Annotated in this window: 13 protein-coding genes and 1 pseudogene; 5 read left to right on the top strand and 9 right to left on the bottom strand. The window is 45.3% G+C overall.

Annotated features, from left to right (window positions below):
- Positions 1–109 precede the first annotated feature (109 nt).
- The 3 genes from ACE1CD_RS16625 to ACE1CD_RS16615 all read right to left on the bottom strand — a co-directional run bounded on the left by ACE1CD_RS16625 (position 110) and on the right by ACE1CD_RS16615 (position 3,215).
- Positions 110–958, bottom strand: coding sequence for a DUF2382 domain-containing protein (locus tag ACE1CD_RS16625; RefSeq protein ID WP_374794021.1), 849 nt, complete (start codon positions 956–958; stop codon positions 110–112).
- Between the two features lie 236 nt (positions 959–1,194).
- Entirely contained in the window at positions 1,195–2,121 is a 927-nt protein-coding gene (locus tag ACE1CD_RS16620; RefSeq protein ID WP_374794020.1) for a DUF2382 domain-containing protein, read from the bottom strand.
- A 245-nt stretch (positions 2,122–2,366) separates the two neighbouring features.
- Complete coding sequence (locus ACE1CD_RS16615; protein WP_374794019.1) at positions 2,367–3,215, bottom strand: DUF2382 domain-containing protein; 849 nt, start codon at positions 3,213–3,215, stop codon at positions 2,367–2,369.
- A gap of 103 nt (positions 3,216–3,318) precedes the next feature.
- On the opposite strand from ACE1CD_RS16615, the gene ACE1CD_RS16610 reads away from it, so the two are divergent.
- Complete coding sequence (locus tag ACE1CD_RS16610) at positions 3,319–3,504, top strand: hypothetical protein (RefSeq protein WP_374825571.1); 186 nt, start codon at positions 3,319–3,321, stop codon at positions 3,502–3,504.
- Here ACE1CD_RS16610 and ACE1CD_RS16605 read toward each other — a convergent pair.
- Positions 3,501–3,914, bottom strand: coding sequence for a PRC-barrel domain-containing protein (locus ACE1CD_RS16605; protein ID WP_374825569.1), 414 nt, complete (start codon positions 3,912–3,914; stop codon positions 3,501–3,503). The two genes, ACE1CD_RS16610 and ACE1CD_RS16605, sit on opposite strands and share 4 nt — an antisense overlap.
- 228 nt (positions 3,915–4,142) lie before the next feature.
- Between ACE1CD_RS16605 and ACE1CD_RS16600 the strand changes: the two genes are divergently transcribed.
- The 3 genes and pseudogenes from ACE1CD_RS16600 (at position 4,143) to ACE1CD_RS16590 (ending at position 6,462) form a co-directional block, all read left to right on the top strand.
- Positions 4,143–4,805 (top strand): bifunctional 4-hydroxy-2-oxoglutarate aldolase/2-dehydro-3-deoxy-phosphogluconate aldolase, encoded by a 663-nt coding sequence (locus ACE1CD_RS16600; RefSeq protein WP_374794016.1) that lies wholly within the window; start codon positions 4,143–4,145, stop codon positions 4,803–4,805.
- A gap of 552 nt (positions 4,806–5,357) precedes the next feature.
- Positions 5,358–5,744 (top strand): annotated as a pseudogene (locus tag ACE1CD_RS16595) (L,D-transpeptidase); the annotation flags it as partial.
- A 142-nt stretch (positions 5,745–5,886) separates the two neighbouring features.
- Positions 5,887–6,462 (top strand): L,D-transpeptidase, encoded by a 576-nt coding sequence (locus tag ACE1CD_RS16590; protein ID WP_374794015.1) that lies wholly within the window; start codon positions 5,887–5,889, stop codon positions 6,460–6,462.
- A gap of 217 nt (positions 6,463–6,679) precedes the next feature.
- Here the strand turns inward: ACE1CD_RS16590 and ACE1CD_RS16585 are convergent, their stop codons facing one another.
- From ACE1CD_RS16585 to ACE1CD_RS16570, 4 genes are all read right to left on the bottom strand, one after another.
- Positions 6,680–7,546: a hypothetical protein gene (locus ACE1CD_RS16585; RefSeq protein WP_374825567.1), complete on the bottom strand. Its 867-nt coding sequence runs from the start codon at positions 7,544–7,546 to the stop codon at positions 6,680–6,682.
- Between the two features lie 105 nt (positions 7,547–7,651).
- A complete protein-coding gene (locus ACE1CD_RS16580) occupies positions 7,652–9,250 on the bottom strand; it encodes an Hsp70 family protein (RefSeq protein WP_374825565.1) in 1,599 nt (532 codons plus the stop codon).
- 225 nt (positions 9,251–9,475) lie between these two features.
- Positions 9,476–10,075 carry a hypothetical protein gene (locus ACE1CD_RS16575; protein WP_374825563.1) on the bottom strand — a complete coding sequence of 200 codons (600 nt, stop codon included), beginning with the start codon at positions 10,073–10,075 and terminating at the stop codon, positions 9,476–9,478.
- A gap of 131 nt (positions 10,076–10,206) precedes the next feature.
- Positions 10,207–10,860: an alpha/beta hydrolase family protein gene (locus ACE1CD_RS16570; RefSeq protein WP_374794011.1), complete on the bottom strand. Its 654-nt coding sequence runs from the start codon at positions 10,858–10,860 to the stop codon at positions 10,207–10,209.
- 507 nt (positions 10,861–11,367) lie between these two features.
- Between ACE1CD_RS16570 and ACE1CD_RS16565 the strand changes: the two genes are divergently transcribed.
- On the top strand, positions 11,368–11,595 hold the full coding sequence (locus ACE1CD_RS16565; protein WP_374794010.1) for a hypothetical protein: 228 nt from the start codon (positions 11,368–11,370) through the stop codon (positions 11,593–11,595).
- Here ACE1CD_RS16565 and ACE1CD_RS16560 read toward each other — a convergent pair.
- A complete protein-coding gene (locus tag ACE1CD_RS16560; RefSeq protein ID WP_374794009.1) occupies positions 11,575–12,351 on the bottom strand; it encodes a class I SAM-dependent methyltransferase in 777 nt (258 codons plus the stop codon). The genes ACE1CD_RS16565 and ACE1CD_RS16560 overlap by 21 nt on opposite strands.
- Positions 12,352–12,652: the final 301 nt, after the last annotated feature.

The following is a 12,652-nucleotide window of genomic DNA, read 5'->3' as shown; positions in this document are numbered from 1 at the left end:
TTGTGAATTGTACTGATGTTACGGATGAATATTTAAGCTTGTAAAGCACAGGCAGAGCTTTGATGTCGCCCCGCCTGCACTATTTTTAAAACTGAGGTTATGCAAAAACCTATGTACGATCGCCTCTATCCACAACCGGATTACCTTCGGTATGAATATCTATCTCTTCGCGACGAACAGTGTCTTCCGTTTCCACCGTATCGCGATCGATTTCTTTGCGAAGGCTGACTTCTGACCGCACAAACGCTTGCTTTTGAATGTTAGCTGTTTCTTGGTACACTTCCATACGTGCTACTTCTCCCGACTGGAAATCAGCATCGCTAGGATTAACAGGTGTCGCATCTGTGGGGTTGTTTCGCTCGATGACAATTCTTTCTTTTTCGATCGGTACGGAAACTCTTGCGGTTTCTGTTTCAATACGCTTACCAACTGCAACTTCTCCTACTTTGTGGCGCTCTTTACTGCCAATTAGCCGTTCTTCATACAACCGAAATGTTTGACCTTCACCCTCGTTAATGTTGTACAGGTAAGGTTCTCGGTCGTAATTGTAAGTATCGCGGTTATAAGTTTCCGATGCTAGAGTAGATTCTGCCGCCTCACTAGCCAGCGGACGATAAACTCCTCTCAACCGCTCTTCGTAATCGTAATCAACCGTGAGGCTTTTTTTATACTCCGGTAAATTTTGGACTTGCTCTTTACTCAAACCATCGACAAAGACGCGATGCAAGTTATAATCAATACGAGATAGACCGATGGGAAGCAAAATTTTCTTACCGAAACCAAAAGCACCTGTGTCAATTACCAGATACCGGAAACGACCTTCGCGATCGACTAATACATCGCTAACGCTGCCGGCTTTCTCGCCTCCCTCAGTATAGAGGTCGAGTGTTTTAATATCGTCGTTTCCCAAAGTTTCGCGGTAATTGGGATAATAATCTTCTAGTTCGATCAAAGCCATTTTATTGTCTCCTAAATTGTCTTCATAAAAAATGTTAAAAATCCATCCGATTGTGCCATCTTTCTCTCGACAGACCGAGCTACTTTTTGGTGTATAATCTCGCAGAGCAGGCAGAGTCAAAGGTTGGCTCTGCCTGCACGTTTAACTAGCGATCGGCATTCCGCATTCACCATTGGGCGTCGTCAAAGCTGACGGCTCTTTTTAACGGCTGAGTTTGTCAAAAATCCCACACGGTTTTAGAAGCGATCTTCAGCTCTTCTATCGACAACGGGATTACCTTCCGTGTCAATATCTAACTCTTCGCGACGAACGGTGTCTTCGGCGTCAACTGTGTCCCGATCTACTACTTTTCTGACTACTACTTCCTCGCGCACGTAGGCTTCTTTACGAATATCAGGAGTTTCTTCGTAGACTTCAATCCGCGCTACTTCCCCTTCGCGGAAATTTACTTCGCCTGGGGTAACTGGCGTACCGGCATCTATTGGCGTAGTGCGCTCAACAACGACTCGCTCTTTTTCGATCGGCACCGAAACTCGCGCCGTTTCGGTTTCCACGCGCTTACCAACAGCTACTTCACCAGCTTTGTAACGATTTTTGTTTGCGATCAATCGTTCTTCGTACAGTCTGAATGTTTGATGATTGCGATCGTTGAGCTCGTAAAAGCTGGGTTCGCGATCGTAGGTGTAGGTATCGCGATTGAAATTGCTGTAGTTAGCGAGATCGCCCATCGCCGTCGGTGTAGAAACAGCATAATCTGCGTCAACCGGTGCGGAAGCTTCCACAGGCGGCATAGCTGTATTCCCTACAGCAGGAGTGCGATATACATTTCTCACTCTTTCTTCGTAATCGTAATCCGCTACAGTGCGATCGCTATACTCAGGTAAATCTTCTGCTTGCTTCCTACTCATGTTGATAGCGTATACGCGATCGGCACTATAGTCGATCCGCGACAAACCAACTGGTAGCAAAACTTTTTTGCCAAAAATCCAAAAGCCCAGATCGACTACGAGATAGCGAAAACGACCATCTTCATCAACTAAAACATCACTTATTGAGCCTATTTTTTCGTCGTTTTCTGTATAAACGCCAAAACCTTTGATGTCATCATCATTAAATGTTTCCCGGTAGTTGGGATCGAATTGATCGATTTTCATTAGAGCCATACTAAACCGCTCCTTTTTTTACATCTGATACTATCAAACCTAAAAATTTATTTGTGATTTTCCATCTTTCTAGAGACTGAACAGCGCTTTTAATATACGAACCAAAGGGGATAGAAAAGTCAAAAGTTAAAAATTAAAAGTCAAAATAAAAAATTGCGCTTTTTGTAGCACAGATCCCCGACTTCTTGAAGAAGTCGGGGATCTATGTCCAAAAAAACCGCTTCCCATCTTTTTCGCTTCAGAACCTATATCTTACGAGGGTTCCTGACAACGGGATTGCCTTGGGTGTCAATATCTAACTCTTCGCGACGAAGGGTTTCTTCAGCGTCCACGGTGTCGCGATCGATTTCCTTCCTGACGGTAACTTGCTCCCGCACAAAAGCTTCTTTCTGAATATCGGGAGTTTCTTCGTAGATATCCATGCGTGTCATTTCCCCTTCTCGGAAGTCCGCTTGGTCTGGGGTAACTGGCGTACCTACATCTGCTGGGGTAGTGCGCTCAACGATAACGCGCTCTTTTTCAATCGGAACAGAAACTTTTGCCGTTTCAGTTTCCACGCGCTTGCCAACTGCTACTTCACCGACTTTGCGACGTTCTTTGTTGGCAACTAAGCGTTCTTCGTAGAGTCTGAGCGTTTGGTGATCCCGCTCGTTGATGCCGTACAGATTTGGTTCTTGTTCGTAGTTGTAGCTATTGCGATCGTCAGCTATATAATCGGAGCGATCGGTATCTTGCGGACGATAAACCCCTCTTACCCGATCTTCATAATCGTAATCAATCCGTTCGAGGTCGTTGAATTCAGGTAAATTTTCTACTTGCTGTTTTGTCAGACCGATCGCATAGATGCGCTCGTCGTTCTCATCAATACGCGAACGGCCAACTGGTAGCAATACTTTCTTTCCGAATACCCAAAAGCCTGTCTCGATGACGAAATAGCGAAAACGTCCGCTCTCTTCATCCACCAGCACATCTGTCACGCTGCCAATCTTATCATCGGTGCCATCAGCATAGACATCAACCCCTTTGATGTCATCGCCATCAAAGAGTTCTTCCCGGTAATTGGGATAATAATTTTCGATTTTGAGAAGAGCCATGCAATAGTTCTCCAATTCTACACAAAAATGCTAGAATTTTTCGCTAGTTATATGCCTCTTTCTATGGAAAGATACCCCAGGCTGAATTGTTTGGAGAAGTACTATGTCATTAGGTATAAAACAGCGATTTACTAGCATTTTTGCGAGGTTGATTGACAAGTTTCACAAAGCCAATCGCAAATCCCAAATCCTGGCATCGGGTGACGAATTTCAAGCTCCGCTCTTTCAAGGCGGAGCCAATCTAAAATCCCAAATCCTGGCATCGGGTGGACCGATGGCCGATGATTAATGACGATAAGATATGCTTTGTTTCTGTTCTGCAAGTAGATAGTTAGCATTTGGCATCTCATAAATTAGCCTGACTTGCTGTTCGTAATCTTCATCCACCTGTGCGGTACTGTAGTAAGTTGGTAAGTACTGGACTTTTTGTTTGTTAATGCCATCGGCATAAACTCGTCGTTCTTCGTAATCGACAAGGCAACTATTTATGGGAAGTAAAACTTTCTTGGCGAAACCCCAACGGCTTGTGTCGATAACTAAATATTGGAAACGACCGTCCCAATCGACAAGAGCATCTAGTACTATGCCAATTTCACTATCAGTTCCACTTGCATAGACAGCAAGACCTTTGATATCATCGCCACCGAAAAGTTTTTTGCGGTAATTGGGATAAAACTCGTCTATGCGTAAAAATGCCATAAAATATTTCCTTGAATTCTTTCAGAAATAAGCTAACAAAATGCCTATGCCGAAGCCATCTTTCGGGAGAATGATTGCTCAAGGCCGGCATAATTAGCTCTGCTCCTTTGGCAACCAAAATGTCTTATATAAAAAGATATATTGTGCATTGTTTATGGTTTATGCTAAAAAAAACAATTAGCAATTAGCAAGTTCCCATAAGAATATGCCTAAACGTAGATGTGGAGAATGTCTAATCAGTATTGGATAAAGCTGTTGCAGCAACAGCGAGCGATCGCAGTCATTCGGGCCCAAGAGTTAGAATTAGGTCGCCAGATGGCGCTGGCGGTAGCCGCTGGGGGAATGAGTTCGATCGAGATTACGTGGAACAGCCACAAAGCACCGGAGCTAATTGCACAGTTGCGTTCGGAGCTGCCGGAGTGTACGATCGGCACCGGCACTCTGCTAAACTTGGAGCAAATGCAGCAGGCGATCGCATCTGGTGCCCAATTCCTCTTCACCCCACACGTTAACTTAACTTTAATTGAGGCGGCGGTGGATGCCGGAGTGCCCATCGTACCGGGGGCGCTTTCGCCAACAGAAATTGTTACCGCACACCAAGCAGGAGCTAGTTGTGTGAAAGTATTTCCGATTCAAGCAGTGGGAGGAGCAAGCTACATCCGCAGTTTGCAAGGGCCGCTGGGTCATATTCCCCTGATTCCCACCGGTGGCGTCACGCTGGAAAATGCGACAGAATTTTTACAGGCGGGTGCGATCGCAGTAGGACTTGCCGGCGAGCTATTTCCCCAGCAGCTAGTCGCCGCGAGAGATTGGGAAGGGATACGCGGTAAGGCATCCCGCTTGCGCGATCTTATAAAGAACTGGAAAGGTGCGGCAACAGTTACCAAATAACTCTACCAGCTGATATACCATTACTAAAAAGCGCTATATCTGCTGCTGCGATCGGCTAAAAATTTCATTTGCTAAAAGCAAACTTTCTGTCGTGAGGAGGATGCGATCGTGAATAAAATATTTTCTTCTTTTTGGTGGCGTTGTTCGGGAGCTTTATTGGTCAGTGTGGCAATCTCCCTAATTGCATTTTCTGCTTGGTCAAAACCAAAAGAGTCCGTTTCAAGACCGAGACAGTCTTTGACAACACCAAGACAGCCCTTAACTAGATCGAGACAGCCATTATCAAGACCAACTCAGTCCACCGTAAGATTGAGACAGCCTTCTTCTAGATTGAGACAGTCTTCTTCCACATTAAGACAATCCGCTTCCCGATTGAGACAGTCTTCTTCTACACAAAGACAATCCGCTTCCCGATCGAGACAATATTATCCCGCATCGAGACAATCCTCTTCCAGATTCAGGCAGCCCTATACAACACCAAGACAGTCATTCTCTAAACCAAGACAATTTAAACCCACACCCCCCGTCACTACAATTGTATTGCGGGATAAAATTGCCAATAAAATTTTAGAGATGCAAGAATCAGAAAAACGCTGGATTGAAATCGATCTTTCCAACCAAAGACTGATTGCTTGGGAAGGAAAAGAACCCGTGCGTGCTGTGATTGTTTCCACTGGCAAGCCATCAACTCCCACCCGCGTCGGTACTTTTGCCGTGCAAACTAAGTTCGCATCTACCCGCATGACCGGGCCGGGATATGATGTTACCAATGTACCTCACACTATGTATTATTCCGGGGGCTATGCCGTTCACGGCGCTTACTGGCATAACCGTTTTGGCACGCCAGTCAGCCACGGCTGCGTCAATGTAGCTCTCGATCATGCCGAATGGCTGTTCCAGTGGGCACCAGTGGGAACTCCCGTGATTGTGCATGAATAACGCCAAAAGTAATGGGTAGAAAGGCAAAATCAAAGATGAGAAAATTCTTTTTTTGCCTTTTCAATTTGTAACTTTAAATTTGAAAATTTTAACGGTTTTTGAGAAAGTTATGTTGTAACCTAGAGCCAGGAGGAAGTGAACTATGGAAACCATAATTCGTTCTGTTTTTTTACGTAGATCCGGAACTTTCTGGGCAGGTCTGGCGCTCGTACTGGTAACTTTATTTTCCTGGTCAATGCCAACAGAAGCGGCATCTAGGTCGGGAAGACAAGCGCAGTTACAGCGAAACGAAATTAGTAACTCAGTTGGGAAGTCCCGTTCTAAACGCTATAAAACCAAACGCGCTAAAGTGAGGAGCGCAGGCGGAAAGGGTCGCTGGATTGAAGTTAACTTAGCAAGCCAACGCTTAACTGCTTGGGAAAATGGCAGAGCGGTTTATTCCTCTCGCATTTCCAGTGGCAAGCGATCGACTCCCACTCGTCGGGGAACCTATGCTATTCAAAGAAAATACCGCGCTAAAACTATGCGAGGGCCGGGGTACGTAGCGCCTAATGTTCCTTATACAATGTTCTACTCTGGTGGGTATGCGATTCACGGCGCTTATTGGCACAACCGATTTGGCACGCCAGTCAGCCACGGTTGCGTTAACCTGCCTGTAGGAGTATCCCGCAACATATATAACTGGGCTTCCGTGGGGACAAGGGTCGTAGTCCGTTAAAAAGTCAAAAGTCAAAAGTCAAAAGTCAAAAGTCAAAATTAATATTTTCTTTTGGCTTTTAACTTTTGGCTTCTTCAGGACTTAGATCCTATGACACAAGCAGGTACTTTTACTCCTGGATGTAGAGTCAATTCATGAATTGACTCTACATCTGTAGTAACTCAAGTTGCTAGTTACGTGCGCGGGCAAAACAAATAGATCGAGGGGGTCAATTGCGTTAACTCCCCAAACCAGCTTCTCTTAGTGCTTGTGCGAGTGCCTCGGTCAGATTTAATGAAAGCGCCCATCTTTGGAGATACTCGAAATCGAGTCGTTCCCCTTGCAGCTTCAACACACCCAAAATATCTCGCCACTGTTTCTGGGATTCGTTGTTAGTCATCCGAAACCAAACGAGTTTTTGCAATATCGTGTCTTCGGGTGTGCAGACATAAAAAGATTTACTAATATCCCCGTCTGGATAGTGAAGCTGACGGCGAGACATTTTGGAACGGGAGAACTCGTCATCCTTCATCACAAAAATGTCTGCTTTTTCTGTTGTGGTCAGGTGGATAACATTAAACGATGAAGCCCTCCCACTCACGGCGTCTTCCACAGCCACTTCACTGATGTAAAACTGTTCTGCCAATGCGTTAATTAGTGGTATAATCTGGCTAGTTTGGATGTTTATTACTATATCCACGTCTTGAGTGAGTCTTACCTCCCCTTGTAGAGAGCTAGCAACAGAACCTCCTACATAATAAGGGATATTCAGTGAGGTCAAGACAGACGCTAGTTGGTTTGCTAGCCAAATTGGGTCTTCTATCATCAATTCTCCCAGGTATTTCCATCCAGATAAAAAATCAGCCCATTCTTGCCCTAAGCGTTTTCTGATGTAATGTTGTCTCACTGTATCTTTTGAAGCGTTAGGGAACTGACTTTTAATGCCCATCAAAGCTAATGTTGCCCCCCGTTTGGCCACCCGCTTGAAGAGAGCTTCTTTTTGCCCTGGTGTCATCTTTCGCCAGAGATTGAACTGCACTTGCTCAGCTTCGATCGAAGTATCTATAGACTGTGTTCGGTAGTCAAGTGCGGCAATAACTGCCATAGCGATCGCCTCCTTTAATTGTTCTAAGATTAGTTGTCGATTTTTATAAATAGTCCATATCTGGCGGTAATTCTACAAAGTGATTGAGTTGATTAGATTTAATGTTTAGTTCAGCTGCACTACAGGTCGATCGTCTAACAAAGTTTGCTTGCTGAGCATATCTTCGACGGTCATCCTCAGAAAGCGTCGGTCATCTACCTGAAACAGAACTTTGATGCGATCGTTCCCTGGATAGCCAGGGGGTGTCAACTGCGCGATCGTCCTGGCTCCTTCGCGATCGTTAAGAGGTTGCACTTGAGTTTGACCGCTGGCCATATTGCGAGTAATCAGACGATCGCCATCAAAATAAACTTCTGTAGCGCTGTTGCTTTCGGTTCCCAATTCGCCGATAATTAATTCTATGCTGGGTTGGTTTTCTACGGAAGCACCCAAGACTAATTCGACCGGTTCGCTCATCGGATAAGGTTGCCCAGCTTTTATTAAAGGGTGCCAATTGTGTCGTTTGTTGCGTCTATCCCAGTAGCGAATTCCGTAACTGTGATAGAGAAAGTCTTTGAGTTCGATCCCTTGAGCTAGTTGCAAAGCACCTTGCGCGATCGCTTCAAAAGGTTTTTCGCAGCGAATTTTGGTTGCCTGGAAATATTGCTGCACCCAAGTTTGCACAGATGGGATTTGTACCGTACCGCCAACTAATAAAACTGCATCGATATCCGCAACTTCTAAACCTTGCCGTCTTGCTTGCTGTAGCACTTGAGTCATTGACTCATCCAAGCGATCGAAAAACTTGTGTTCTTTGAGGATATCTTCAAAGCGATCGCGGTCTAATTGCAGATCGTAGGTTTCAAAAGTTTCATCATTAAAGTATACTTCACTTGCCTGTCTTTGTAAAGACAATTGCATTTTTAAGCGTTCTGCCAAACGAGTTGTCAGCGGTGTTGACACCAAACCTTGCGTTTTGGCAAAATAATCGACCAACCAGTTATCGATATCCGCACCGCCGAGATTTTGACCGGCTTTTGCTAGTACGCGAGCTGTTTTTACCTTTTGTCCGGAAGATTCAGCTAGGGATTTATCGCCCCATTTGAGAATAAAGCCTAGCGGTTTTTTCGTGGTGGAACTATCTAACCGGACAAGAGAAAGATCGAGCGTACCGCCGCCAAAATCTATAACTAGAATAACTTGTCGATCGGCCATCCCGTAACCCAAAGCCGCCGCCGTAGGTTCATCTACGATTCGCACTTGTTCGACGGGGAGAGATTGGCAAACTTGACCCAGCCAGTGACGATAAGCTTCAAAACTATCGACGGGAACGGTTAATATTAAAGATTGACCGACATCTGGCAAAGTCGCTTGCAGTTTTTCGATCGACTGCGAGAGGAACCATTCCCCCACTTGTTCAAAAGTAACGATTTTCCCATCCAGTTCTGGGAGAAATCCTTGGATAGCAGCGCCGATACCTCGTTTGAAACTGCGGAAAAAACGGGGGTCTGTTTTGAGGTCGAGACCGCGATCGCGCACAGCCTGTCCCACTACAACTTTACCGGAGGAAGCGTCCTCAACATAGAGCAAACTGGGTATCAGGGGCGGATTTTGCCCCTGCGTCACCGATAAGCCAGATAAGCTCAAGGTTTCTGGCTGCTGGGTAACTGGATTCCAGCGGGCGATTACTGTGTTGCTAGTTCCGAAATCAATTGCGATCGTCATTTACCCAGTTTACCGAAAAATTGGGGTTTGTAAGGGGGGAGGTTTGTCTTCCGCAAAATATCAATAGGTGCAGTTAAAATATGAGGAGGCACCGATCGCGATCCCGAATCGCTTCAATAGCAGATGATAAAAATTTATTGTCTGACTACTTTTCCAATCAAAAAATTATCTTTCAACCTCAGTGCATTCGCTCCTGAATCCTTCTTTTCCTTTTCTGCTAATTTGTCAGCCATCCCCATTTCGAGAAAATGAATCGTGGATAGCCCAAATCATCAAGAACGGCAAACCAAGCCCCAATATTAGATTTAATACCAGCCAAACCAGTGAATGAAAATAATTCCAACCAAATATTAAAAATCCCCGTTTCGTAGAGGATAGCATCGCATCCCAAATTAAGTGGGCGGACATCCCGACCGATAAACCAATCGCCGCATCTCTTGACCATTGCCACCAGCGGTGATTGGCTGGAGAATGGGAGAGGCTGCGCGTCATTCCCCACCAGCTAAATATCAGCAAACCAAGGGGAAGCAAAGCAGAATGAAATAACCAACTGCGATGGAGCAAAAATCTTAACCTCGTCCAGTTGTAGAGGGGAATATCCCAGTCTGGAACTGCCATATAGAAAAACTCGTTAGATAAGATAGGAATATGCAGTTTGCGGAAGAAGAATAAACCACTAGCTCCCCAAATCAACAAGACAAAGAACCAGATGGGGTTAATTCGTCTCGCTCCTTCTCTGGCGTAGCGTTCTAACAGCCACCAATAACCCGATCCTATTCCTAAACCAACCATAAAGTGAATGAATTTATCAGTAAAAAAATACATATTTTTATGCACCAGCCAGAAAATACTGAAGGAGGGAAAATTTACCCTATATTAGTGAATAGAGCTTTAGACCGATGAAAAAACAAATATTTCTTAATATTCTCTAGGGATAGGGCGGCAAATTTGTTTATTTAAAGTTGCTCGACAATCCAATCGCGTACTGCTCGATCGACTTCTTGAGAAACTTCGTTAAGATTGTGATCTGCACCTTCGTAAAGAATGAGGTGCTTGGGTGCTTGGGCGAGACTGTAAATATACTTAGAGCAGGTAGCCGGAAGTATGCGATCGACCTGACCGTGAATGAGCAAGATCGAGCATCGGGGTGCTAGGTTGGCTGCTGCTGCCGCACCGTAACTTTGTGTAGCGAGTGTTACTACGGTGCGTACAGTGTCGGCAATTGCACCCGCCTGAATAACGACAGCACCGCCGAAGGAGTGACCGATGAGAGCGATCGCATCAACACCTTCGCTTTCCAAATAACTAATTCCTGCCAGAACATCGAGGATAGCTTCTTCAAGAATAGTTGAATGGCGGAAGCGTAGCCGCACAGAGGCAATTCCCTCAGCCATCAACTCCTGGCAAAGTCGCGGATACAGTTTGTTTGCCGGCGTATCCCAGTCGCCGCCAATACCGCCTACCCAGATAGCACCGCGCTTAGCACCGGGAACTTTGTAGTAACGACACTCAACATTGCCACGGTTTGTCACCAACCTGACTGGATGGTAACTATCCCTCATCGCTTCTACTTCGAGGTTATTAATTACCATCCCTAATGGTATTGCCACAGCTAAGACTCCAGATTCTCGTCTTACGATCGATCCTCGTTTCTGCTAAGTCAGGTAGCCTCTATCATCGGATCTAAATTCTTCAAATTAGCAGCAGCAGAGAAACCAATATTGTATATATCTATACAAGCTGTCTTCACCGAGAATTTCAGATTTTCAATGGGAAAGGCTCTCCCGTACTTGTGGTGGAAAACCCGGTTTTTTGGGCATAGGGCAGATAAATGTCTTATCCAGCAAGTATTTGAGTCGATTAATAAGTTTTAGTTATCACCATAATTCCGGGAGAGCGCTTTCATTTCTGGAGATGTCTCATTCAGAATGGCCTCATATGTGTGCAAAGGTGATTTTTGCTACGTTTTTTAATGTATATCTGGGGAGTTATGGCAAGTATAAAAAATATTTCTTAACATTAAGATGGTCAAGAGAGTAGAAGGAAGTGAAAAAAAATCCTCTATCCCTCGAATGACTGTGGTTAATCGAGTTATGTGCAGCAAAGAGGCTGAACTTATGAATAACGACCAAGCTTCAGAAACTTCTACTTTTTTGGCAAATCTCAAAAGCGGTATCTGGCTTGTGGGAATCTCATCTTGGCTATTTGGAATCACCGATAGAAGTATCGCGGCTTTAGCTGATGGTTATCTGTCTGCCATAGATATCGCCCAGCTATTTACAGCCTTTTTCTTCTTTGTAAGTTGGTTGTTTCTGAAGCCGAAATCAACTAGGGTCAACAGTTAGAGTGCCGCGCAGGAGGACTGACCACAGGTGAAAAGAACGGCGTGGTAAGCCGACAATTGAAAAGGCCGATTTTGCTTCTGGCGAAGCGTTATCTAAAAGTTTTTCCAATTGTGCAATAGCTGCGGGCGGTGTTTTCTGGCGTGCTGTCCAGTCGGCGAAGTCAATTTGCAACTGCCAGGAGGAGATAACTTTGAGGTGCATCCCTACCTTTTCTCCAGAAGCCTGCCATTGAGAGATTTTCCAGTCGCAGCTGTGGGAAGGGTCGCGCAATTGTTCCACTCGATCGATAAAATCAGCAAGGGCTGCATCTTCCGGCGAAATAATATCTACCAAGAGAAATTGTCCATCCGGTTTGAGAACGCGCACAATTTCAGTGAGGGCGGGTGTCAAACTGGGGAAGTGATGGGCGACATAGCGACAGGTCACAATATCAAAGTGCTTGTCTGGGAAAGGAAGTGCTGTAGCGCTAGCTTCTCGGAAATGCACATTGGCTTTTGCTTTTGCATCTGCTAGCTGCTTTGCTTCTATCAGCATACCTTGGCTGAGGTCAACGCCGATCGCTTCTCGGACATAAGGTGCAAAAGCAAAAGCCGTATGACCCGCACCGCACCCCACATCGAGTAAAGTCATTTCTGATGTGGGCGCAGCTGCTTGCACCATCAGCGCCAGGTCATGTCCCTGTGCGAAAATAGGCGAAGTGCCGTAGGCGGCGGCGGCGTTGTCGAATTGCTGTCGAATGGCTTCTTCTGGTTGCATTTTCAATTTCTACTGCCTTTTGACCGATATCGAAATCTTGCGTAGCGGTTAAGATTTTCCCAACCGACGCGATCGCTATGATAGAACTGTGAGCTGTAGATTGTCTGCAAAGGAGGTTTGTTGTCACGAACCCACCGTTAATTGCTAACGCAATCTAACGGGGGCTTGAAAAAGTCCAATGTGACCAGACTAAGTTCTTCGAGAACTACGTTATCTGGGTCAAGACACCTAAGAATGCGTGCCAGTTTTTAGCTCTGTCGTCTAACTTTAAACATCTGTAACGGGTTAAGGAAGTGAGTTA

The organism is Aerosakkonema sp. BLCC-F183 (assembly GCF_041929145.1).
Classification (GTDB): Bacteria; Cyanobacteriota; Cyanobacteriia; order Cyanobacteriales; family Aerosakkonemataceae; genus Aerosakkonema.
The sequence above is the reverse complement of the archived record's forward strand: the minus strand, read 5'-3'. Positions and strand labels throughout refer to the sequence as shown.

Coding starts and splice junctions, on each gene's coding strand:
- ACE1CD_RS16625 (WP_374794021.1), bottom strand. CDS start 958: ATGGCTTTGATCGAACTAGAAGATTATTATCCCAATTACCGCGAAACT.
- ACE1CD_RS16620 (WP_374794020.1), bottom strand. CDS start 2,121: ATGGCTCTAATGAAAATCGATCAATTCGATCCCAACTACCGGGAAACA.
- ACE1CD_RS16615 (WP_374794019.1), bottom strand. CDS start 3,215: ATGGCTCTTCTCAAAATCGAAAATTATTATCCCAATTACCGGGAAGAA.
- ACE1CD_RS16610 (WP_374825571.1), top strand. CDS start 3,319: ATGTCATTAGGTATAAAACAGCGATTTACTAGCATTTTTGCGAGGTTG.
- ACE1CD_RS16605 (WP_374825569.1), bottom strand. CDS start 3,914: ATGGCATTTTTACGCATAGACGAGTTTTATCCCAATTACCGCAAAAAA.
- ACE1CD_RS16600 (WP_374794016.1), top strand. CDS start 4,143: ATGTCTAATCAGTATTGGATAAAGCTGTTGCAGCAACAGCGAGCGATC.
- ACE1CD_RS16590 (WP_374794015.1), top strand. CDS start 5,887: ATGGAAACCATAATTCGTTCTGTTTTTTTACGTAGATCCGGAACTTTC.
- ACE1CD_RS16585 (WP_374825567.1), bottom strand. CDS start 7,546: ATGGCAGTTATTGCCGCACTTGACTACCGAACACAGTCTATAGATACT.
- ACE1CD_RS16580 (WP_374825565.1), bottom strand. CDS start 9,250: ATGACGATCGCAATTGATTTCGGAACTAGCAACACAGTAATCGCCCGC.
- ACE1CD_RS16575 (WP_374825563.1), bottom strand. CDS start 10,075: ATGTATTTTTTTACTGATAAATTCATTCACTTTATGGTTGGTTTAGGA.
- ACE1CD_RS16565 (WP_374794010.1), top strand. CDS start 11,368: ATGAATAACGACCAAGCTTCAGAAACTTCTACTTTTTTGGCAAATCTC.
- ACE1CD_RS16560 (WP_374794009.1), bottom strand. CDS start 12,351: ATGCAACCAGAAGAAGCCATTCGACAGCAATTCGACAACGCCGCCGCC.